The sequence below is a fragment of the Vreelandella nanhaiensis genome, from assembly GCF_003990185.1.
GTDB classification, from domain to species: Bacteria; Pseudomonadota; Gammaproteobacteria; order Pseudomonadales; family Halomonadaceae; genus Vreelandella; species Vreelandella nanhaiensis.
Window position 1 is genome coordinate 266,613 of the sequence record NZ_RZHF01000016.1, and the last position, 19,793, is coordinate 286,405.

The 19,793-nt window shown below is 53.1% G+C and carries 23 protein-coding genes; 5 read left to right on the top strand and 18 right to left on the bottom strand.

Features of this window, described 5'->3' with window-relative positions:
• Positions 1–4 precede the first annotated feature (4 nt).
• From ELY38_RS13530 to ELY38_RS13540, 3 genes are all read right to left on the bottom strand, one after another.
• Positions 5–1,189 (bottom strand): Na/Pi cotransporter family protein, encoded by a 1,185-nt coding sequence (locus ELY38_RS13530; protein ID WP_127062800.1) that lies wholly within the window; start codon positions 1,187–1,189, stop codon positions 5–7.
• 332 nt (positions 1,190–1,521) lie between these two features.
• The gene (locus ELY38_RS13535; protein ID WP_185858986.1) at positions 1,522–1,980 is read right to left on the bottom strand and encodes a histidine phosphatase family protein; all 459 of its coding nucleotides are present in this window, start codon (positions 1,978–1,980) and stop codon (positions 1,522–1,524) included.
• A 31-nt stretch (positions 1,981–2,011) separates the two neighbouring features.
• Positions 2,012–2,233 (bottom strand): hypothetical protein, encoded by a 222-nt coding sequence (locus ELY38_RS13540; protein ID WP_185858987.1) that lies wholly within the window; start codon positions 2,231–2,233, stop codon positions 2,012–2,014.
• Between the two features lie 84 nt (positions 2,234–2,317).
• On the opposite strand from ELY38_RS13540, the gene ELY38_RS13545 reads away from it, so the two are divergent.
• The gene (locus tag ELY38_RS13545; protein WP_127062802.1) at positions 2,318–2,635 is read left to right on the top strand and encodes a winged helix-turn-helix domain-containing protein; all 318 of its coding nucleotides are present in this window, start codon (positions 2,318–2,320) and stop codon (positions 2,633–2,635) included.
• A gap of 18 nt (positions 2,636–2,653) precedes the next feature.
• On the opposite strand, the gene ELY38_RS13550 is transcribed toward ELY38_RS13545, so the two are convergent.
• From ELY38_RS13550 to coxB, 4 genes are read right to left on the bottom strand one after another with little or no spacing between them, the layout of a single operon-like run.
• Positions 2,654–4,846: a heavy metal translocating P-type ATPase gene (locus tag ELY38_RS13550; RefSeq protein ID WP_246009145.1), complete on the bottom strand. Its 2,193-nt coding sequence runs from the start codon at positions 4,844–4,846 to the stop codon at positions 2,654–2,656.
• A 17-nt stretch (positions 4,847–4,863) separates the two neighbouring features.
• Positions 4,864–5,220: a hypothetical protein gene (locus ELY38_RS13555; protein ID WP_127062803.1), complete on the bottom strand. Its 357-nt coding sequence runs from the start codon at positions 5,218–5,220 to the stop codon at positions 4,864–4,866.
• 3 nt (positions 5,221–5,223) lie between these two features.
• The gene (ctaD, locus tag ELY38_RS13560; protein ID WP_127062804.1) at positions 5,224–7,752 is read right to left on the bottom strand and encodes a cytochrome c oxidase subunit I; all 2,529 of its coding nucleotides are present in this window, start codon (positions 7,750–7,752) and stop codon (positions 5,224–5,226) included.
• Positions 7,749–8,810, bottom strand: a complete 1,062-nt coding sequence (gene coxB, locus ELY38_RS13565; protein WP_185858988.1) for a cytochrome c oxidase subunit II — start codon at positions 8,808–8,810, stop codon at positions 7,749–7,751. Before coxB ends, ctaD begins: the two co-directional genes overlap by 4 nt.
• 35 nt (positions 8,811–8,845) lie before the next feature.
• On the opposite strand from coxB, the gene ELY38_RS13570 reads away from it, so the two are divergent.
• Entirely contained in the window at positions 8,846–9,307 is a 462-nt protein-coding gene (locus ELY38_RS13570; RefSeq protein ID WP_127062805.1) for a DUF2231 domain-containing protein, read from the top strand.
• 21 nt (positions 9,308–9,328) lie between these two features.
• On the opposite strand, the gene ELY38_RS13575 is transcribed toward ELY38_RS13570, so the two are convergent.
• The 10 genes from ELY38_RS13575 to ELY38_RS19710 form a co-directional block, all read right to left on the bottom strand.
• The gene (locus ELY38_RS13575) at positions 9,329–9,754 is read right to left on the bottom strand and encodes a CopD family protein (protein WP_127062806.1); all 426 of its coding nucleotides are present in this window, start codon (positions 9,752–9,754) and stop codon (positions 9,329–9,331) included.
• Positions 9,755–9,837: 83 nt separating this feature from the next.
• Entirely contained in the window at positions 9,838–10,689 is an 852-nt protein-coding gene (locus tag ELY38_RS13580; protein WP_127062807.1) for a DUF2797 domain-containing protein, read from the bottom strand.
• Positions 10,673–10,957, bottom strand: coding sequence for a YeaC family protein (locus tag ELY38_RS13585; RefSeq protein WP_106375930.1), 285 nt, complete (start codon positions 10,955–10,957; stop codon positions 10,673–10,675). The genes ELY38_RS13580 and ELY38_RS13585 overlap by 17 nt, the downstream gene beginning before the upstream one ends.
• Positions 10,958–10,967: 10 nt before the next feature.
• Positions 10,968–11,819, bottom strand: coding sequence for a rhomboid family intramembrane serine protease (locus ELY38_RS13590; RefSeq protein WP_127062808.1), 852 nt, complete (start codon positions 11,817–11,819; stop codon positions 10,968–10,970).
• A gap of 253 nt (positions 11,820–12,072) precedes the next feature.
• A complete protein-coding gene (locus tag ELY38_RS13595; protein WP_127062809.1) occupies positions 12,073–13,059 on the bottom strand; it encodes a metallophosphoesterase in 987 nt (328 codons plus the stop codon).
• A gap of 2 nt (positions 13,060–13,061) precedes the next feature.
• Positions 13,062–13,985 (bottom strand): NAD(+) kinase, encoded by a 924-nt coding sequence (locus ELY38_RS13600; protein WP_127062810.1) that lies wholly within the window; start codon positions 13,983–13,985, stop codon positions 13,062–13,064.
• A gap of 154 nt (positions 13,986–14,139) precedes the next feature.
• On the bottom strand, positions 14,140–15,009 hold the full coding sequence (locus ELY38_RS13605) for a carboxylate/amino acid/amine transporter (protein WP_127062811.1): 870 nt from the start codon (positions 15,007–15,009) through the stop codon (positions 14,140–14,142).
• 367 nt (positions 15,010–15,376) lie between these two features.
• Positions 15,377–15,904, bottom strand: a complete 528-nt coding sequence (locus ELY38_RS13610; RefSeq protein ID WP_127062812.1) for a DUF1440 domain-containing protein — start codon at positions 15,902–15,904, stop codon at positions 15,377–15,379.
• Positions 15,905–16,086: 182 nt separating this feature from the next.
• A complete protein-coding gene (locus ELY38_RS13615; protein WP_127062813.1) occupies positions 16,087–16,701 on the bottom strand; it encodes a flavodoxin family protein in 615 nt (204 codons plus the stop codon).
• A gap of 69 nt (positions 16,702–16,770) precedes the next feature.
• Positions 16,771–16,887 carry a hypothetical protein gene (locus ELY38_RS19710; RefSeq protein WP_422822336.1) on the bottom strand — a complete coding sequence of 39 codons (117 nt, stop codon included), beginning with the start codon at positions 16,885–16,887 and terminating at the stop codon, positions 16,771–16,773.
• A gap of 377 nt (positions 16,888–17,264) precedes the next feature.
• Between ELY38_RS19710 and ELY38_RS13625 the strand changes: the two genes are divergently transcribed.
• A complete protein-coding gene (locus ELY38_RS13625; protein ID WP_246009147.1) occupies positions 17,265–17,711 on the top strand; it encodes a MarR family winged helix-turn-helix transcriptional regulator in 447 nt (148 codons plus the stop codon).
• A 231-nt stretch (positions 17,712–17,942) separates the two neighbouring features.
• Here the strand turns inward: ELY38_RS13625 and ELY38_RS13630 are convergent, their stop codons facing one another.
• Entirely contained in the window at positions 17,943–18,500 is a 558-nt protein-coding gene (locus ELY38_RS13630; protein ID WP_127062814.1) for a YqaE/Pmp3 family membrane protein, read from the bottom strand.
• A gap of 244 nt (positions 18,501–18,744) precedes the next feature.
• Here ELY38_RS13630 and ELY38_RS13635 point away from each other — a divergent pair, with 244 nt between their 5' ends.
• Together ELY38_RS13635 and ELY38_RS13640 are read left to right on the top strand one after the other, a co-directional pair.
• The gene (locus ELY38_RS13635) at positions 18,745–19,152 is read left to right on the top strand and encodes a CBS domain-containing protein (protein WP_127062815.1); all 408 of its coding nucleotides are present in this window, start codon (positions 18,745–18,747) and stop codon (positions 19,150–19,152) included.
• Positions 19,153–19,404: 252 nt separating this feature from the next.
• Positions 19,405–19,764 carry a hypothetical protein gene (locus ELY38_RS13640; RefSeq protein ID WP_127062816.1) on the top strand — a complete coding sequence of 120 codons (360 nt, stop codon included), beginning with the start codon at positions 19,405–19,407 and terminating at the stop codon, positions 19,762–19,764.
• Positions 19,765–19,793: the final 29 nt, after the last annotated feature.

Consider the following 19,793-nt stretch of genomic DNA (forward strand, 5'->3'; position numbering starts at 1 on the left):
TACCTCAAAGCAGCGTAGTGAACGCGATCAGGATGGCTGGTATTAAAATAAATACGCCTAATACCCAAGCGGCTGCTAAGACTTTTCTTTCAGAAGCCACCCGGCCTAGCCACTCAGCACCTTTAACAGGTAGCGGACGAAGAAATGGCAACCCGAAGATAATCAGCACCGCGAAGCAGTTAAACATTAAGTGGACCAGGGCGATCTCAAGGGCCAGTATGGCCGTCGCTCCGGTAATCGCAGTGGCAGCAAGCAGCGCCGTAAACGTAGTTCCAATATTAGTCCCTAACGTAAAGGGATAGATTTGACGTAAAGAGAACGCCCCTGACCCCGCCAATGGCACCATTAAACTTGTGGTCGTGGAAGAGGACTGGACTAAAAACGTAACCAAAGCGCCGGAAGCAATACCGGTAACGGGGCCGCGCCCAATGGCGTTATGCATGATATTTTTCGCCTGCCCTACCATTAATACTCTCAGCAGCGCACCAATATAGCGAATCGCTAAAAAAATCACGGCAATGCCAAAAACAATCATGGCAATTCCACCAGCAATCGTGGGCAGGTTCATGGCCATACTTTCGACGGTAGAGGTAATCGGCTTCGTTGCCATACCGACAATATTGATGCTTCCCATGGAAAGGTCCGCGTCGCCATAAAACATAAACGCCGTACTTAGTGCCAGTTTCTCAAGTGGATGAAAGATAAGTTCAATAGGCAGGAAAATGGCTACGGCCAGTAAATTGAAAAAGTCATGAACAGTGGCTGCTGAGAATGCCCGCCGAAACTCGGCTTTATCGCGAACATGACCAAGGCTTACTAACGTATTCGTTACAGTGGTACCAATATTAGCTCCCATAATCATAGGCACCGCGGTAGCAACCGGCAGTCCCCCAGCCACAAAGGCCACAATAACGGAGGTAACGGTCGACGAGGATTGAATCAAGGCTGTAGCGGTAATTCCGATCATCAGCCCTATAAAGGGGTTAACTGCAAACTCAAACAGTTGAGCAGCGTGTTCACCTGCGGCAATTTTAAACCCATTGCCAATGATCGATACCGCACAAATCAAAAAATATACCAGTAAGGCAAGCGTAAGCCACTGCCTTAGCGTACCTTTGCGCCTTACCTTTACCCTTCCTCTCTGGTTGGGTAAAACCTCTTGAACAGCGCTATTGATATTTTCGGCCATTGCTACATCCCCTTGTAAGGAAGAACGCACTTATAACCCAACCACTCCATCGAAGAATGGCGACTATAAGTGACATAGGCGTGACAATGGCGTGGCACTATGATGTTCCAGCGCTAATTTTAAGAACTGAAAAGAGTTTTAATAAATATTCAGTTAATTTGCGGTTATTTATAAGCATCAGGCTTTTTAACAAAAGCTAGATATGTATATCAATCTTTAGGCGATGATCGAAACATCACTCCCTTTACAACGTTAACTTCGTAATTATCATCTAAAAGGGTTAGTTTCAAACAAGCACGACCACCCACTTTAACATGCTGAATATGAAACAATTATTTGAGAAAAAGGCGAATAACGTCCCCATGAGCCACAAGGATGGAAGGAGTTTTAGTCAATTCATGTTTTAACTTATCAAGCGCGGATAAAACCCTTTGCTTAAAAGCCGCATATGTTTCTGATCCTTCGATGCTGCTCTTTTCATCTTGATTTTTTTGAATTTCGTCCGGAAAAGTGCGTGCTGCTTCTGATTTAACTATCCCGCTTAGCACGCCATAGCGATTTCGCTCCTGAAATTCAGGAAGAGTCCTACATACTAAGCCAGTGGCTTCACTAATAATGGCAGCAGTTTCTTGCGCCCGCATGAGTGAGCTCGCATATAATGATTCAGCACCTATTAACTGAAGCGCCCTTGCGACCTCTCTACTTTGTTCTTGCCCGAGCGATGTCAGGTGATCATCATAGATACCACCGAAACGCTCTTCGATATCCCCTGAGACGCGGGGCGTGGCCAAGCGCCACCAGGAAAGGGTCTTGCTGATAGTCCTACAGTAGATAGAGCTGAAAAAGCAGTTCCCGGCGCTCGGGGATGGAATCGAACAGATAGATAGGATGTTTGCCGGGCCGATGCCCAATGATCACTGCACAGTTGAAGTGGATAATGGCTTTGAGCAGCGCCGTCAACCGTGAGGTGAAGCTCGCCGTGTGGAGCGCATCAATCGCCTGGGCCAACGCATGCGGCATAGCGTCTTTAAAGAGAATGTGCATACGTATTAAACGGTGGCTGTGGCAGAGGGCGTTCAGTATGCTTTAGTCCGCGCTCATTTATAAGGTAATCACACGGTAGATTTTATGACCGATCCTCTCAGCAAGACAAAATCCAGCTTCTATCGCCGTCTTTACGTGGCTTATCTGATCGATCAGGGGGTTTCTAGCGTACCTGCGCTAGTGAGCACCTGTGGCATGCCGCGACGTACGGCTCAGGATACCCTCGTCTCTCTGGCCGAGCTGGATATTGAATGCCAGTTTCAACCGACCGAAGGCGAACGCCATAACAGCGGCGAATACCGGATTATCAGCTGGGGGCCCATTGACCCTGTCTGGGTCAAAAAGCAGGCCAAATCGCTGGCCGACGCACTTGGCTACCCGGTTATCAATGCTGCTCCATAGGTCTGCCTGCTCAACAGATCAATCGCGCCAGGCAAGCCGCGCGGCATTTAGCGTAACGCTTAATGAGCTGGCGACCATGGCCAGCACCGCGACCAGCGGGGGAATAGCCATGATGATCACCAACCCAAGCGCCAGGGTGTTATACACCGCCGACAAGGTTAAATTCTGCAGCATGACACGACGGGTGGCCCGGGCAATGGCAAGCCCTTCAACCAGACTCGCAATGCCGGGCTTGAGCAGGTGTGCCGCGGCCCCTTCCTGGGCAGCATCACTGGCGTTGAAAGGCGCCACACCAATATCGGCGGCAGCCAGGCTCAGTGTGTCGTTAACCCCATCGCCTACAAACATCGTGGGGCTTGGCAGCCCCTGCACTAGGCGGGCTTTCGCCTCTGGCGAGCGCTCTGCAAAGCAGGCATCCGGCGCCAATCCAATTCGTTCAGCCGCTGCTTCGACCGCACTTGGCCGGTCCCCGCTCAGCATGACCACCCAGTAATCGGCCTGCAGTAATTGGATACTCGGCGCGGCGTCCTCATACGGCGTATCTTCAAGGTAGAAGCTGCCTAGCCAGCCTTGGGCATCAGCTAGCATTACTTCAGAAGCTGCCTGGAATGAGGTGTCGGTTCTATTTGCAGGTGGCTCAATACCCTGACTATTTAGAAAACGCTGGCTGCCCAGCCAAATATCGCCATATTCTGATAAACGAAGGTGCACACCTTGCCCGGGAACGTCCTGTACTACACAGAGAGGTGCGCTGACTTCTGGCATCGCAGGTGACTGGTCAGAACGCGCCCAACGTTTGAGCGTCTTAGACAAAGGATGCTGGCTGTTGGCTGCTACCTGATAAAGCGTGGCTTTAAGCGCTTGTTCGGTTATCCCTTCACGGCTTGCCCAGTTCACAAGCAAAGGCTCGCCTTGTGTCAGCGTGCCGGTTTTATCCAGAGCAATAGCTTTTACTCTAGCTAACGTTTCAAGCGCTGCCGGATCGCGCAACGCAATGCCTTGATTCAAAAGTTGCCCACTCCCTGCCAGGCTTGCTAAGGGCACGGCCAGCCCTACCGCGCAGGGGCAGGCTACTACCAGTACTGAAAGCGCTCGAACGATGGCGTCCTCTATCCCAAGCCCCATCACTAGGCCTACTGGTAGAGTGGCCACTCCCAGTATCAACGCCACGGGGCTTAGCCAGGCGGCAAACCGGTCGGCAAGTTTTTGCAGCTCACCTTTTTGGGTCTGATAGTGGCGCATCTGATCACGAAGGCGGTCCAGGCGGCGCTGCCCTAGGGCGTGAGTGACCCTAATAACGACATCAGCACTACCCAATAGCCGACACCCGGCATAAACTGGCTCGCCTTTGGGAAAGTGGCGAGGTGTGCTCTCGCCGGTTAATGACGCTGTATCCACCCAGGCGGCCTCTTCCAAAACACCATCCAGTGAAATAAGTTCGCCTGGACTGAGCATAGCCCGCGCGCCTGGTTGAACGTCGGTTAAAGATTTGAACCGCCACTGGGTATCTTCCCAAACCATGGCCTCGTCGCTTGGCTGGGGCAAAACATCCAGAGCTTTTAACCCGCGGTGACGGCATAGCGTTTCCACCAGCCGCCCGCCTAGTAGCAGCACAATCAGCATGACGGCCGTATCAAAATACACCTCTGCCGAGCCGCGCCATAAGAGCCCGACTGACACCCCGACCGCCGACCAGACGCCAAGGGCTACCAGCACATCCATGCCCGGGCGCTTGGCGCGCAGCGTGCGCAGGCCCGCCCGATAAAACGGCCAACCGGCAAAGGTGATCACCGGAATAGAAAACGCTCCTGACACCCAGGCAACGACCCATTCAATCGTCGGGTTAGGCAACGCGCCAGCATAAATCAAGATGGAGGCGAGCATGGTCCACATGCCAAACACCGAGCCCACCAGCAGGCGCAAACTTAAATAGCGGCTTTCCTGTTCTAGTCGCGCATGCGCATCCGCGTGAGCTTCAAGCTCGGTTAAGCGATAGCCCAGACGTTTTACTTTAGGCGCCAGCGCTTCAAGCGAAATGGACTTGGCACTTCCTCTTACCCACAGCGTTGCGCTCGGGTAATGAACGCTAATACGCTCAATACCCTGTCGATGGGCCAACACACCCTCTACTGCTAGTGCACAGCTAGTGCACCACATACCGTTTAGCGTGTAGAGGGCTTCGTTAGTGTCTGACTCGCCAATCGCCTTCATCGGCTGTTCTTTACCGCTTACAGGCAAGGCGGTAGGCCAATGATTGGTGCGGCGACAAACGCTACAGCCAAGGTAGAAAACACATAAAGCCACGCGGAAACGAAGGCGTTGAAGTGCTGACGCCCTTTGTGCTGCTTGGCTTCCTGAAAGCATCCCCAGGCCAGCCCTGCCAACAGCAGAGCTGTGATTAAACTCACCAATAGCAGGGTGATATTGATATGGGTGAGTGCGCCTTGGGCCGGATCAGGCGGCACCACGGCGCAGGCCACCGAGAGCCCGCCGTAAACGGCGATAAACCAGATGCTCCAAAGAGTCAGCCCACCCACGAAATGGCCCGGATGGGTAAGGTGTAGTCGCTGCACCATCGCATTCATCCCTTAACCTCCAATCACTCGTGGTAAAACAGCCAACGCAGCAATCAGTATCCAAAACACCACGACGTTATAGCGCCAGAAGTAGGTAACCACTACAGGCTCAAACGGCGCATGGGCGCCCACATAGCGGTAGCCAACACGCATGCCTTGTAACAGGGAAATGACTGTTCCCAAGGCGCTATGCAGCAATGCGTAGTACAGGCCTACCATCAAGATGGCATCGTGGGAGGTTTCAGTGACAACCAAGTTGGCGTTCCACATCACCCATAAAATCAGCACAAACTGTAAGCCGCCTAAAAGCGCTGCCCCGTAAAGGCGCATCGCTAGGCCGCTGTCCAGCTGCTTACGTAACCTACGTACGCTGCTCTCCATCAGTGCCGAGCCACCCAGTAACGCGACACCTGCAACGACTAGAGCAACCAGCGAGAGCGGCGAGGCGTCAGGCATGCGCCACTCTGGCGATACGGTCCATAAATAGAACCAGCCGAAGAGATAGGATAGGAAGAAGGAGCCATTGGCGATCATCGCCGTGGTCATGGCCCATAAACCGGGGCCATCCATGGTACGCGAATGAAGCGGAGGATCGCCGGGCATCACTTTGGCATCGGGAGCTGCTTTAGGATGAGCGCCGTTTTCCCACGACCAGCGCAACAAAAAGCCAATGGCAACCATCACCCCGGCCCCTGCCACCGGGTACCAGCGCAGCAGCAGGCTGATACACACCACGGCAAGTGCCATAGCCGCAAATAGCGGCCACCAGGAGTTGCTGGGCACGTGAATAATTTCACGCACCTTACCGGTCAGTGGGTCGGTCCCCCAAAGCTCACGGCGTCCGTGGCTTGCTGTGGCCAGGCCATGCCTGCCTTCCTGCATCTCCTGCGGAAGCTCAGGATGCTCCCAAAGCGGGTGACGCGTTTCGATAGGCGGCAAGCTCACAAAATTATAGGGAGTAGGTGGCAACTTGTTGGCCCACTCCAGCGTATCGGCGTTCCATGGATTGGTTTTGGCTGGCTTGCCGTAACGAAAGTGCAAGGTAATATCGATAAGTACCATGGCAAAGCCCGCCGACATGACAAAGCCGCCAATCGAGGAAAGCAGGTTGAAGATATCCCAGCCAAAGCCAGTATTGTAGGTATATACCCGGCGCGGCATACCCAGAAGCCCTGTCCAGTGCATAATCAGGAAAGTGGCGTTAAAGCCGATAAACACCAGCCAGAACCCCCACTTGCCGATTGTTTCTGACGGCATACGTCCGGAAAACAGCGGCAGCCAGTAGTAGATCCCGGCCATAAGCGGAAACAGCATGCCGCCCACCAGCACGTAGTGCATATGGGCAACCACAAAGTGGGTGTCATGCACCTGCCAGTCGAAGGGCACCAGCGCCAGCATGACACCAGTCAAACCGCCGCACACAAAAATCACCAGAAAACCGATGATCCATAGCATAGGCAGTTTCATTTTTGGCTTGCCAAGCCACAGCGTGGCAAGCCAGACAAACACCTGAATACCGGTTGGAATCGCCACCAGCATACTGGCTGCCGAGAAAAACGCCTGGGCCAGCTGAGGAATACCCACAGTGAACATGTGGTGAACCCACAAGCCAAAACTGATGAATCCCATAACGGTAATCGCAAAAACAACCCAGCCATACCCTACGATAGGCCGTCCGGCGAATACGGGAATGAGTGTTGACACAATGCCTGCAGCCGGCAAGAAAATGATGTAAACCTCAGGGTGACCAAATAGCCAGAACAGGTGCTGCCAAAGCACCGGATCACCGCCACCTGCAATATCGAAGAACGGCATGCCTACCGCGCGTTCAAGCTCAAGCAAAATACTGCCCAGAATCAGGGGCGGAAAGCCCACCACAATCATCAGCGCCATGGCAAGAATGTACCAGGCAAACAGCGGCATTTTATGTAACGCCATGCCCTGGGTACGGGTGCGCAAGATGGAAACCACCAGCTCGACACCCGCTGAAAGCGCCGAAATCTCAACAAAGGTAATGCCCAAAAGCCAGAAATCAGACCCAAGTCCTGGCGAGTATTCGTTGCTGCTCAGCGGCGTATACATGAACCAACCGCTGTCGGGGGCCATTTCCAGCACCATGCTGAAGCAAAGGATGATGCCGCCAAACAGATAGCACCAATAGCCTAAAGCAGTTAACCGGGGGCACACCAGGTCGCGCGCGCCAATCATCTTGGGGATCATATAGATCGCCAGCCCCTCCAGAATGGGAATAGCGAACAGAAACATCATCACCGTGCCGTGCATGGTGGTGACCTGGCTATAAATCTCCGGGGTCATGAAATTCTGGTCGGGCGTGGCAATCTGCGTGCGGATCAGCATTGCTAAAATGCCGCCAATCAGAAAAAATGCCATCCCCGTGACCATAAACCGAAGGCCAAGTGTGGTGTGGTTGACGATGGTTAATGCTTTTAAACCCTTTGGGTTACCCCATACCTCAGAGAGGTCGTCGTGTAACTTTTGAAGATTTTCAGGGCCCGTTGCTTCACGATTTATCGTAGTCATGGGGTCAGGGTCTCCAGCCAAGCACCCAGGGACTCCAAGGTGGCAGTATCCATATAATTGTGAGACGGCATCTTGTTACTCGGTTTAAGCGTTTGGTGATTTTCCAGCCAATACTGAATAGCGCCCTCTTCCATAGGCAGTACGCCAGTCCCCAGCATAGGGCGCGCGCCAATATCGGAAAGATCAGGACCTATGTTTGAAGTAGAAAGACCGGCAACACTATGGCAAGCCGCACAGGTGGAAGTGAAAGTCTCACGCGCCTGGGCAAACTCATCATCCGCCACGGCCAATTCTGCCAAACGCTCTTCCTGGCGATCCGCCAGCCACGCGTCAAACTCCTCGCGCTCGACGGCTTCGACGTAAAGGTCCATATGCGCATGCTGGGCGCCGCAGAACTCTGCACACTGAGCCCCGTATACACCCGGTTCATCGGCTTCAAGGCGGATCACGTTAACGCGTCCCGGCAGCATATCGATCTTGCCGCCTAACCGGGGTATCCAGAAAGCATGGATAACATCGGCAGAAGTCACGTGAAAATCAACAGGTTCTCCTGCTGGCATGATGAGCTGATTCGAGGTGACGACTTCGCCATTTTCAGCGCCCGGGTAGCGGACTTCCCACCACCACTGGTGGCCGATGACTTCAATCACCTCAGGTGGCTCGCTCAATGGCAAAGGCAGCATGCGCTTGCCAGCCGGTATGCCAAACATGAGAAGCGCACTAACGCTAAACACAGGCAGTAAAATTCCCCCCCCTATAATCCAGCGCCGGGCAATTTTACGCTCCTGGGCAGCCGTGCGCTCATGGTGCTTGCGCTTGAACGCATAAAGCCACAGCGCGATAACGCCGATAAATACGATCGTGAAAAATGTCAGCATGACCCACCAGACAAGCGCGACATCCCGTGCAGCTTGCCCAGCGGGGTCTAAAATAGATTTATCGCCTGCGCACCCAGCAAGTACCAACACGGTCAGTAACACCATTAACCGGTTGACCCGTCGCAGCGCAACACGTTGAATACATAGCGAGGTGACGTGATACAAGTAGCGTTCCCTCATGTTGTTGTCCCTTTTTCTGCCCACAGGAAGTGATCATGGCAAACCCCAATAGGCGTACAATTAAAAGTCGCGCTGCCATTGCTGGCCACCCGCTGCATCCCTTGATGGTTCATTTTCCCGTTGCTGCGCTCATGACTCTGGTGGCCTGCGATTTGGGTTACTGGTATACCGAAGACCCCTTCTGGCTGCGTGTTGGCCTTTGGCTGGCAGGCGTTGGCGCGTTGGGCGGCTGGTTTGCGAGTATCGCAGGCACCATCGACCTGGTGAGCGTAGGCCAAATTCGCCGCCTGATTACCGGCTGGAGTCACGCCATTGTCGCGGTGGTCATGCTTTCGCTGGCCTCGCTTAATTGGCTGATACGCTTTACTGACCCCGATCTGGTACTGCCCTGGGGTATCGCCGTATCCGTAGTAACTGCAGGCCTTGTTGCGCTGGCGGGCTGGCTGGGCGGCCAGTTGGTGTATGAACACGCGGTGGGGGTTGAGGTAGAGGAGTAACAAGGTAGATATCATGGCGGGTTAGCTCCAATCCAGCGGTTTGGCCAATACAAAACCCAAAACGCTGATAATGCCCGCCAACGCCAGCAGCAGTGCCACTATTGACGCAATTTTTACCCCTTTATAAATTCCCATTTCCAAGCGCAGAATAAGCCACCCACAGCTACCGTGGGCGGCTACCATGGCAACGACCGCACCCAGTTTAAGCACTAGCCATCCGCCCAGCAGGCCATGAAACAGAAATAATAGGGTGCCTGAAAATATGGCAATCAAAGCTGCCGGTGTTGCCACGGAAATATAAAAAAACCGCGGCATGGGCGGAGAGCCCTGGGCAAAGCCCGCATCTTTACGCAGCTGTAGTGAATAGCTAAGTAACGCAGGCAGATACAGAAGTGAGCCGCACCAGATAACGAGCGAGGCTATATGCAGCAGTTTTAGCCAGGGCATTGAAGCTTCCTTGCGTGGCGTTGGACTTAGGTAAATTGTTCTCCCTTTACTTTAGTCAACACTTGACACTCTGGCTAGGCGATTTATGTCAGGGTAATTTCGTAACCCGTGAATTTCCGGAGATTAATTACCCCGCTATCCAGAATTAGATACTGTCCTTTAATTCCTTGCAGTATGCCTTCGACCAGCGGTTGCTTATCAAAATTATGGGATACCACCTTGCGTGGAAAAACTTCGACCGGATAGTGAAACGTGGAAGGTGTTTCATTCAATGCACGAATCGCGTCCTCTCCATGTAGGTCACGCAGTTGATTCAAGCCATCGCTAAGCGTTTCCAGCAGGCGATCACGCTCGGCACTTAAATCAAGCGACTCCACTTCCCCTTTCAACATGGCTCGCCAATTGGTTCGGTCACTTACCTGCTCCTTGAAAAGCATCTCGACAAACCCTGACTGCTGGCGTGTGTTGACTTCCAGTATAGGAAGCGCCTGGATAGCACCTTGGTCCAGCCAGCGGGTCGGCATCTGGGTTTTACGGGTGATGCCCACCTTAAGTCCTGAGGAATTAGCCAGATAAACAATATGCGGTTGAAAGCAGTGCTTTTCGCCCCACTCGGGCTCACGACAAGTACCTAAGAAAAAGTGACAGGTTTCCGGTTTCATGATGCAGGTATCGCACTGGGCCAGTCGCTTGAAGCAAGGGTAGCAGTAGCCTTGCGCAAAGCTTTTCTTGGTTGCCCGACCGCAATGCGTACAGGCAATCGCCCCGCTCCACTCAAGCGATATCGGTTTGCCGATTCGCTCATTCAGGGGAACCTGATGCTTGCCTGCGCGCAAATGATAGACCACTTGAGCATCTTGGTGGCTTGGCAGTGCCGCCGCCATTTTGCTTAAACATCCTTGAATCTGGTTGGACACTTCAATCACGCGTTGCATCCCGAGCCAGGCCCGCCATTTCCGGCGTGACATTAGCACCTGAAGACGCTGCTCCGCAGGTGCGCTGCTCAAGATAGCCCACACGGTTCTCTTCAGGCACGTTGTTTTCAGCCTCGTAACGCATGACCGCTTCCAGACAGAGTTCCGTTTGCTCCTGAGTCAAGAAACGACCGTCGGGCCATTTGCGTAGCGATACCGCCTGCTTGAGACTTTCATAAATTGCAGGCGTCATCTGGTTAATCATTTTATCAAAGGTCATATCGCTCATTGAAAGCCTCTCATTTTTTTCTCAAACGTCGGGACGAATAGTACCAGCCCGTCACAAGCCCCACGAGGAGTCCACCCAAATGCGCTTCGTTGGCCACGTTGCCAAAACCTACTGAACCCGCCAGGTCCGTCATGGTGAATACCATCCACCCCAACATGAAAACCACCAGCATTTGAGGCACAAAAAATCCGCTGTAGGGTACGCGGCGTGACATTAACCAGACATGGCCCAATAGCGCATAAACGACGCCCGACATGCCGCCGAACAGTACCGTACCCGTCACGTACTGGGCGAGATTGGCACCAATACCCGCCACCAGGATAAGCAGTAGCATGGTTCGGCTGCCCTGTAGCGCCTCGATCTGGCGCCCAAAATACCACAGCCACATCAGGTTGAAGATGAGATGCATCCAGCCAAAGTGCAAAAATGCCGGAGACAGCAACCGCCATACCTGCCCCGACCCTAGTGCATCGGCTAAGCTGCCATACACTAGCTGATTACCACTAACGCCGACCGGCACAATGGTAAGTGCCGTCATGAGGCTATCGCCAAAAAGTCCTATTAGCGTAAAAATCATCAGACTGATGACAATGACCATCGCGGTGACGGGAACCCTTCTGAGTGTGGCTAACGTGTTGCCTTTTGTATGAGGGTGTTCAACGGGTTGATCCAGAACAAGCGGCTCACCGCGTTCCCAGCGTACAACCAGCGCTTTGAGCTGCTCGTGCTGGCGCGGATCGGCTATCCACAACAAAGGGCCATCGGGCTCTTCAGTAATGCGGTGGCCGATTCGATAATGCCAAAGTGCCTTGCGCAGCTCCTGGGTATTGGCGCCACTTGGTAAACGCACAACGGGGTGCATAGTCTCTCCCTGTAAAAACCTTCGCCCATGCAAAAGGGATATGTCAGTTCAGTAAATAACCGGCCTCTTTATCACTGAACCTCTCTCGATAAAGGGGAATAAAAACCATAAACCAAAAAAATCCGGCGGAGGGGGCCGCCGGATCAAAGCAAGGGATCATTCAAGGGAACACCTACTCTGATATCCGACTGCACAGTTAGTTCAGCCTTTTTGAAAAAATAATGTAAGCAATTGTATCAAAAAGAAGCTTAGGTTAATCAGAATCATTTCTATCTAAATCCGTGCAGGCGCAATCCTCTTCAACTACTTGAACCCACTCGAAGTTATCAGCGCTTAGCTTAGTTTCTCCGCTCCAGCGATAGGCCACCAGCCGACCATACTTCACTGCACTATAATCCAGGCAGGCAATATTCTGGGTCGGTAGTGCCGGAATTCCTTCACACCAGTAGTGGCCAATAAAAAGCGGTGGCTCTTGGGGACCGTAGTAGCTCAAGCGCTGACGCTCATGTGGGCTTAACGGACGCGTTTCCAAATCGCCCGGCAGGTTATCTGGCTGAAACACCACATCGCCCCACTGCTCGGGATGGGCAGCCCAGAAATGCGCCCGAAAGCTTTGCCGGGTATAGCCATCGCCTGATTGAATAGTCATGCCCCGTGGCAGGGGGATATTCGCTCCACGGGTCAGTCGGTCAATAATTTGATAAGCCTGGGTGGAGGTATCGGTCGACTCTATCAGAAAGCTGTTATCGATACGCCCATCCGGAAAACGCTTTTTTAACTGATTAATAAGCGCTTCATCCCAACACGCATGCACAACGCGAATACCATCCATTTCCAAAAAAAGCGGTAGCGTTTTAAACCAGGCCAGCGTGTCATCCCATTCATTGGTGTAATCCTGGTACTGGGCCAGTGTATCTTCCATGATACGATTATGACGTGGCGTATGCTCGCGCAGCCAGCGCTTGGCACTGCCGGGCGGTGCTGGGTGGGTATATGCCAGCGCATTGTGTTCATGATTACCCATGACGATATACGCTTCACCCGCTTCCACCATGCGCCGGGCCACGGTAACGGCCAGACGAATGCGCGGACCTCGGTCAATCAGATCGCCTAGAAAAATCACTTTACGCTGCGGATGCTGGTATACGCCGCCTTGCTCTCGGTAACCCAGTTTTTCCAGTAAGGCAACCAACGTGGCACCGCAGCCATGAACATCACCAATCAGGTCGTAACCCGCCATGCTTAATCTCCCAGCCGGTGGCTCCAACCTAGTTTACTGCGCAGCACTTCATAGAAATTATGCCCGATGGGATGCACAAGCTTGACGCGCTCGGCCTTGCGCTTAATTACCAGTACGTCATCTGGCTTGGCAACGGCTCGGGTCTGCCCATCGCAGCTTATATGCGGGTACGCCTGATTGGTTTCCCCGATATGAATGCGAATCTCACTGGCTGCATCCACTACAATGGGGCGGCTTGAAAGCGTATGAGGAAACATGGGCACCAGCGTCACGACATCGAGCTTGGGGTGCATGATGGGTCCCCCACCAGAAAGTGCGTATGCCGTTGACCCGGTTGGCGTGGCGATAATCAAGCCATCGCTACGCTGGCTGTACACAAACTGGCCGTCAATAAACAGCTCGAACTCAATCATGCGTACGGCTTTTCCAGGATGCACGACCACTTCATTCAAAGCATCGCCATTGCCTACCGCAACACCGTTACGGTACAGCACCGCATCCAGCAAAAAGCGCTCTTCGATCTCGTACTCACCGGCCAGGACTTCGCCTACCCGGCTTTCCAGCTCATCCGGCGAGATATCGGTAAGAAACCCCAGCCGCCCGCGGTTAACGCCTAAAATCAGTGTGCCACTTCGGCAAAGCGTGCGGGCCGCACCCAGCAAGCTACCATCGCCACCAATCACAATCACAAGATCGCAAAGCTCGCCCAGCATCCGGCGGCTCGCTTCGGGCTGGCCGTGGTGAGGAATCACGGTTGCCGTACGGTCTTCGACCAATACGTGATAGTCGTGCTCGACAAGGTAGCGAATCAACCGCTGTAACGAATCGACGACTTTTTCACTTCCCAGGCGACCAATCAAGCCGATCGTTTTAAAGGGCCGGGTACTCCTCTGGTCGGGTGACGGCCTTGACGTTGGATTCAGCATGGACGGCTCTCGCTAGCATCAGCTTCCCATTATGGAGCTACCCAGGGTATCGGGCAAATAGGCTTAGTCAAATTAAGACAACTACTTAGTAAGAAGTCGTCTGATTAGCACCCACGCTTGATCCTCTGCCAGAGCCGGTTGCTGGCAAAACATCTCAGGCAATAGCCGTCTTGCGGCGTGAGAGCCACCAGTGATTCAACCAAAGCGATGCGCCCATGATCAGCGCGCCTATCAGCAACCGGATGATATCTGCATCGCGGTTCCATATAAGCAGGTTGACCAGAAGCCCTGCCGGAATGAGTGCGTTGTTCATGATCGCCAACGCGCCCGCATCAACTTTTGTCGCACCCCGATTCCACACAAAGTAGCCGACTCCTGAGGCCATTAGCCCAAGCCACGCCAGTACGCCCCACTGAACGGGGGTAGAAGGGAGCGCGTCACTATTGCCAAACAGCAGGTAAGCGGGCAGCGCGACCAGCATGGCGCCAATAAAGAACCAGCCAAACACATTATGCCAAGCCAGAGTGGGCGGTAAATCAGCGGCTAGGCGACGATAGCCAACCTGGCCAAGGGCAAAGCACATGTTGGCGCCCTGTACCACGAGAAACCCGAGCCAAAAACCGCTATCAATACCATCGTAGCGAATCACCGCAGCGCCCACGACGGCCAGCAGCGCAGTTAACAGATAAACTGGCGTGAAACGCCTGAACATAAGATCGTCCAGCAGAGCAATGTAGACCGGAGTAAAGATCGTAAACAGCAACACTTCAGGCACTGAAAGCAGTAAAAACGACTGGTAAAAAAAGGTGTACATGACCCCCAGCTGTATAGCACCCAATGCCATCAACGCCAGACGCTGCTTACCACGCAGTAAGCTGGGGCGTAAAAAAGGCAAAAAGACCAGCATCGCCAGCGTGACCCGGACCAGCACCGCAAAATAGCTGTCAACCTGCCCGGCCAGATACACGCCAATCAATGAAAAGGAAAACGCCCAAAGCACCGTTATGCTTATTAGATAACTCACTGTAAACCTCATTCTCTAAAATGGTTTACTTGAATTATACGGACTTCTTCTCGCCTGCCAACCAATAAACCGTCATTTACACCTGTAGGTTTGCGCCCGGCACTTCGTACTGTAGGTTTAACTAAAATGGACTGTAAGCAAGGTGAAGGTGAAGGACACCCAAGCCGCGTGGCGGAAGACCTCCCGTTTCTAACCGCAACTCTGGCAGGTATCCTGTTCGTTCTGCGCTCGGACCTTTCCCTGGCTAGGACGGATGAGGCGACTCGCCACTCGCTATCAAAGGCGAGTCGATATTCATTATGCCTTTACGCTACTGGGCTGCTCCCTGATCTGTCTGAATAAGCTTCAAGGCAGGTTCTGAAGTCACTTAGCTCTTTATTACCTTATTTAGCAATCGTAAAACGGAGTCGGTTACCAATCCGTAGATTACGTGCTGCTTAAGGCCGCGCGCATGGTCTTGCCAAGGATAATCTTGGGGTTTGGCTGCAAGGCCTGTGACTGAATTGAGAATTTCGTCCTGGGCTATGAATAGTCCAAGTCCGAAAAGTGCGCCTCGGCCTGTCGTGAGCACTGGATACTGATCACCTAGCGCCCCATAAAGCGCACCAGGCCCAACTCCCAGGCTGTAGTGCACCATTTGCCCGGCTGGGTGGGGCTGAGAAGGAGAAAGCTCCTTGCCGGTCGCCTCCGCTACCTTATTCGCAGTGACATGTGCGGGGTCCATTCCGCCTGGACGCACCTGCTGGGTGCGCTGTCGCGTTTCGGGATCTTCATGTTCCCAGTCAAACCAATCGAACCGGTCCATAACCCATACGGCAATAGCACCGGCTACAGCCCCTTTCAGGGCGCCGTTTATTAGACTGTTTCGCTCCATGCGATTGTCTGCGTGTCGCATTTTCGCCTCCTTCGATACCGGTTTTTTACTAAGCTTTGGAGTTAAGCAATTCCATTACCAATTAGCGAAATGTTACTGCTTGGTTAAGCTAGCAGGATACAACGTGGAAGCCAGCTGGCTTTCTAACAAGCTAGGAATGTATCGTTTCTGTAGCAATTTTTCCTGAAGCTAATTTTCTTCGCTCACCCAGTGTTCTGCGCGGGGTAGGGTGTTTGCTTGAGAAGGTTGGCTAGGTGCACGCAGTTACGCGCGAGACCAGCCGTTGCTTTCTGGATCATCTCTGGCGTTTGGGAGAGATCCTTGAAATCGGTCGGCTGCATCGCTTCACCCACCCAATAGGTGCAGGCACTGGCGGGAATGGTGAAGCCGACATCGTTCAACCCCTGGAAAAGCTCGGCAATGATATGATGGGCTCCATCCTCGTTGCCTACCACCGCGACGCCTGCGACGCGGCCATAGGAAACCAGCCGTCCTTCATCGTCCGTCTCGCCGAGAAACGCGTCCAGCCGCTCAAGCACGCGCTGGCAAATGCTGGAAGGGTGGCCTAGCCAGACGGGCGATCCGAGAATAAAAATGTCAGCATCAAGAATCTTCTGCCGTATCGCAGGCCAATCATCCCCCTCGCCTTCATCAGAGGTCACGCCGGGCTTGATATTGTAGTCAGCTGCACGCAGTTGCTCACCCGTCACGCCATAGCGTTCGAGTTCGGCCAATGTCTCTGCTAGCAGTCGTTCACAAGAAGATTCGCCGGGCGAGGCTTTTAAGGTGCAATTGATAGCAAACGCGGATAATGACATGACAATACCTCTGTCAGTAGATCCATTCAGGCCCCTCCTTACCAAGGGCCATCCTGCGATGTGCGGCTCCTAAAGATGGGAGGCATGCGTGGCGGCCCCACCAGTACGAATGGAAGCGGCTACCAACGACACTTCGGCGAGCTGTACAACCGAAGCATCTTCATCGCGCACCGCTTTCTTGTGCAACTCTATGCTATACGGGCATTGCGTGGTGGGCGCTACGGCAACGGCAATGAGCTGCTTCTATTGGACGGTGAACGCCCCTTCGGTGAAGGCGGCCTTATCGAAAGTCCAGGACGCTTTCATCGCGTCAGGCGCATCCTCGTCAAGGCGCTTGAGTTTGTTCAGCTGTTTCACATCAAAAATAAAAGCCCACCTTTATATGCGTGCGGCATGCATATATATAAAGTAGTCAGCAAAATCTTTCGGGGCAAGAATGCGATGTGTATTGATACCTCTGAACGCTTGGCCAACCTCGTGGGTGCGTTAGCGTTAGGCATTGCAGAGCGTATACGGCTGGCAATATCGGAGCAGACCCCTCTTGGCGGGGAGCACTTGCAGCGATGGTGGTTATCGGCCACACGCCAAGCTTGTCGATCGGCCAGTTGGTGCACGTACTCAGGCTAAGTCATCCCGACACGGTGAGAATTGTAGACCTCCTTGAAGACGCCGGTTTCCTTGAGCGTTCGCCATCGGTGCATGATCGTCGTACATTGGCGTTACACCTGACCGTAGAAGGTGAGGCTGAGCGTGCAGCAATACTTGAGCGCCGTCAGAAAGCAATCGAGGCAGTTATGAAGCGGGTTCCTACCGAGGACCTTCCTGTCTTGGAACGCCTCGCCGAGACGATGCTATCGACGATGCCTCACGATGCAACAACCGCCTTAGCTGTTTGCCGGTTCTGCAATCAACTCCAATGCCCGGCCTGCCCCATGGACAAGTTTGGTGATCTCGGGGCTCCTGGAGAAAAAGCTGTTGGGCCCAAGGCGACGTTACAGCCCGCGCAATAATTTAAGAACGATACCAAACGGCGCAGCACATGCCTTAAGCCGCGCTGAGCTACTGATAACTATATGGTGGGTGGTCACGCAGCCCCCAGGCAATGTCAAAAATGGACTCGCGCGACATCGCAGTCCATTTAATACAAGAATAGATGGACTGAGAAAAAATTATAACTATTTGAAAGCAAAGGGAACCTTTTAGTCCATTTTTTCTAAAAAACAGGTCCGTTATATTAATGGTTAACGATGCCTCAACCAGATAAACGCATGGATAACCCCAGGCACCCAGCCAAGCAGCGTCAATACTACGCTCATTAATACCCGTTTGGTGCCCGCTCCCGTTAAGCCTAGCGCAAGCGGCGGCAGTAATACGGCAAGCATCATATAGGCCACTTTAAGTGCAGCAGGCTCGGGGGCGGATAGATCCCCTGCTGGCGTCTTAACATTCGATGGCGTGGCTTTCCCGGTAGCGTTCATTGATTCAACTTTTGCCTTTGCAGCGGGCGTTTGGGGCGGCGTAAAGTGGTCTACCGCGTTTTTAGTTGAAGACGACTTTGACTCTGTCTGCAGCTTTCGGTGTGCCTGCTTATCGATTTTTTGCTCCAGATTGGCGGCGTCCTCGGCGATATCGTCGTGATGACGCTCCCAGTCTTCCCAATCATGAGGCGTACCGGACTTGGGCCGCTGCAGCCCGGCTCCACGAGCACGCTCCCAGGCTTTCTCTTCCAGCGTATTCGGGCGATCAGGCTCTCGGTCAACGCCCACACCCTTGCGATTAAGGTACTCACGTGCATCCATGTAAGGCTCCTTGATTGAGTGATAACTCAGCGTTGAATTTTAGAGCGCCTGCCAGCAGCAGGTGCGGCTAATTAAGCTATCTTTATAAAATCAGCTACCACCATAAATTCAATATCAGCCATAGCAACGCTAAAGGCTATGCCTTAAGCATTATTCCACCACCGCGTAAACGTTGCGCTTAGCCACCTCCCTTACCAGTACGCAACATCGATCTACATAAACCTTGTGCGTAAGGAGTGCCAAGATGAGTCAACATACTCCCCACACTGTCCGCGATATCATGTCCCGAGACTGTTACCGCGTATCCCCTTCCACCTCAATTACGAATCTGGCACAGGGGCTTGCGCTTCATCGTCTGCCAGGCGCGCCGGTGGTTGACAGCTCGGACCGGTTGATCGGTTTTATTTCTGAGCAGGATGTTATTGGCCGTGTACTTGACTGTCTTTATCATGACCATGAAACGCCTTTGGTACATGAGCTGATGCGTAAGGAAGTGCTAACCACCACGCCCAACAAATGCGTAACGGACCTTGCGCAGGAAATGATAGGCAATAAGCCCAAGATTTACCCGGTGGTTGAGCAGCAACGCTTGGTGGGTATAGTAACGCGACGTGATATTCTAATGGCGCTGCTCACCATTCGCTGCCATTGACGGGCTTTGGGCAGCTCATCCGCCACGCAATACTTAAGATCAAAAAAAACCGCTGCTTGAAAAAGCAGCGGAAACAAGGGATCGAAAAACAATAGCTAGGACAACACTATTAGCGACTGCTATCGCTACGTTGCCTGTACTACTTAAGACACTAAACACCGAAAAAGTTCGCCAATCTGGAAAATTTTCGTCTCACAAGACGCGCGCGTATACTAAACCACACTATGGATAACGGCGGTTAGGAGTGAATACATGGCGCTATACCTTCTGGTATTGGGGGTTTGCCTACTAGTGATAGGTGCCGTGTTGTTGGTACTAATGACCGTAGGTACACCACGCTACCGCACTGAACCCAAAGATCTGGTGGCCCTTTTCGACAAGGCGCTCAATAGCCAGGTAGGCGAAACCGAATGGAATGCCATTATTGGTTACCCGATACGTCACGATGAGTACCTAGAAAGCGTTCGCCGTCGCGCCTCCCACCTGATGGATTTACATGGGCGGCGCTGGCAGGTCGCCCAAGGCAAACCGCTTTTAAACGCCGAAGGTCAGGCGGAGCTACAAGTATTACGTGACCATCTAGCGGCCCATACGGCGCTGCGCCAGAAATGAGGCCTTCAGCAGTGCCAGGAGATGATTCG

What these genes read in the sequence shown, in the direction of transcription:
- ELY38_RS13530 (WP_127062800.1), bottom strand. Translation starts at nt 1,189, where the DNA reads ATGGCCGAAAATATCAATAGCGCTGTTCAAGAGGTTTTACCCAACCAG.
- ELY38_RS13540 (WP_185858987.1), bottom strand. Translation starts at nt 2,233, where the DNA reads ATGCACATTCTCTTTAAAGACGCTATGCCGCATGCGTTGGCCCAGGCG.
- ELY38_RS13545 (WP_127062802.1), top strand. Translation starts at nt 2,318, where the DNA reads ATGACCGATCCTCTCAGCAAGACAAAATCCAGCTTCTATCGCCGTCTT.
- ELY38_RS13550 (WP_246009145.1), bottom strand. Translation starts at nt 4,846, where the DNA reads ATGAAGGCGATTGGCGAGTCAGACACTAACGAAGCCCTCTACACGCTA.
- ELY38_RS13555 (WP_127062803.1), bottom strand. Translation starts at nt 5,220, where the DNA reads ATGAATGCGATGGTGCAGCGACTACACCTTACCCATCCGGGCCATTTC.
- ctaD (WP_127062804.1), bottom strand. Translation starts at nt 7,752, where the DNA reads ATGACTACGATAAATCGTGAAGCAACGGGCCCTGAAAATCTTCAAAAG.
- coxB (WP_185858988.1), bottom strand. Translation starts at nt 8,810, where the DNA reads ATGAGGGAACGCTACTTGTATCACGTCACCTCGCTATGTATTCAACGT.
- ELY38_RS13570 (WP_127062805.1), top strand. Translation starts at nt 8,846, where the DNA reads ATGGCAAACCCCAATAGGCGTACAATTAAAAGTCGCGCTGCCATTGCT.
- ELY38_RS13575 (WP_127062806.1), bottom strand. Translation starts at nt 9,754, where the DNA reads ATGCCCTGGCTAAAACTGCTGCATATAGCCTCGCTCGTTATCTGGTGC.
- ELY38_RS13580 (WP_127062807.1), bottom strand. Translation starts at nt 10,689, where the DNA reads ATGCAACGCGTGATTGAAGTGTCCAACCAGATTCAAGGATGTTTAAGC.
- ELY38_RS13585 (WP_106375930.1), bottom strand. Translation starts at nt 10,957, where the DNA reads ATGAGCGATATGACCTTTGATAAAATGATTAACCAGATGACGCCTGCA.
- ELY38_RS13590 (WP_127062808.1), bottom strand. Translation starts at nt 11,819, where the DNA reads ATGCACCCCGTTGTGCGTTTACCAAGTGGCGCCAATACCCAGGAGCTG.
- ELY38_RS13595 (WP_127062809.1), bottom strand. Translation starts at nt 13,059, where the DNA reads ATGGCGGGTTACGACCTGATTGGTGATGTTCATGGCTGCGGTGCCACG.
- ELY38_RS13600 (WP_127062810.1), bottom strand. Translation starts at nt 13,985, where the DNA reads ATGCTGAATCCAACGTCAAGGCCGTCACCCGACCAGAGGAGTACCCGG.
- ELY38_RS13610 (WP_127062812.1), bottom strand. Translation starts at nt 15,904, where the DNA reads ATGCGACACGCAGACAATCGCATGGAGCGAAACAGTCTAATAAACGGC.
- ELY38_RS13615 (WP_127062813.1), bottom strand. Translation starts at nt 16,701, where the DNA reads ATGTCATTATCCGCGTTTGCTATCAATTGCACCTTAAAAGCCTCGCCC.
- ELY38_RS13625 (WP_246009147.1), top strand. Translation starts at nt 17,265, where the DNA reads ATGGTGGTTATCGGCCACACGCCAAGCTTGTCGATCGGCCAGTTGGTG.
- ELY38_RS13630 (WP_127062814.1), bottom strand. Translation starts at nt 18,500, where the DNA reads ATGGATGCACGTGAGTACCTTAATCGCAAGGGTGTGGGCGTTGACCGA.
- ELY38_RS13635 (WP_127062815.1), top strand. Translation starts at nt 18,745, where the DNA reads ATGAGTCAACATACTCCCCACACTGTCCGCGATATCATGTCCCGAGAC.
- ELY38_RS13640 (WP_127062816.1), top strand. Translation starts at nt 19,405, where the DNA reads ATGGCGCTATACCTTCTGGTATTGGGGGTTTGCCTACTAGTGATAGGT.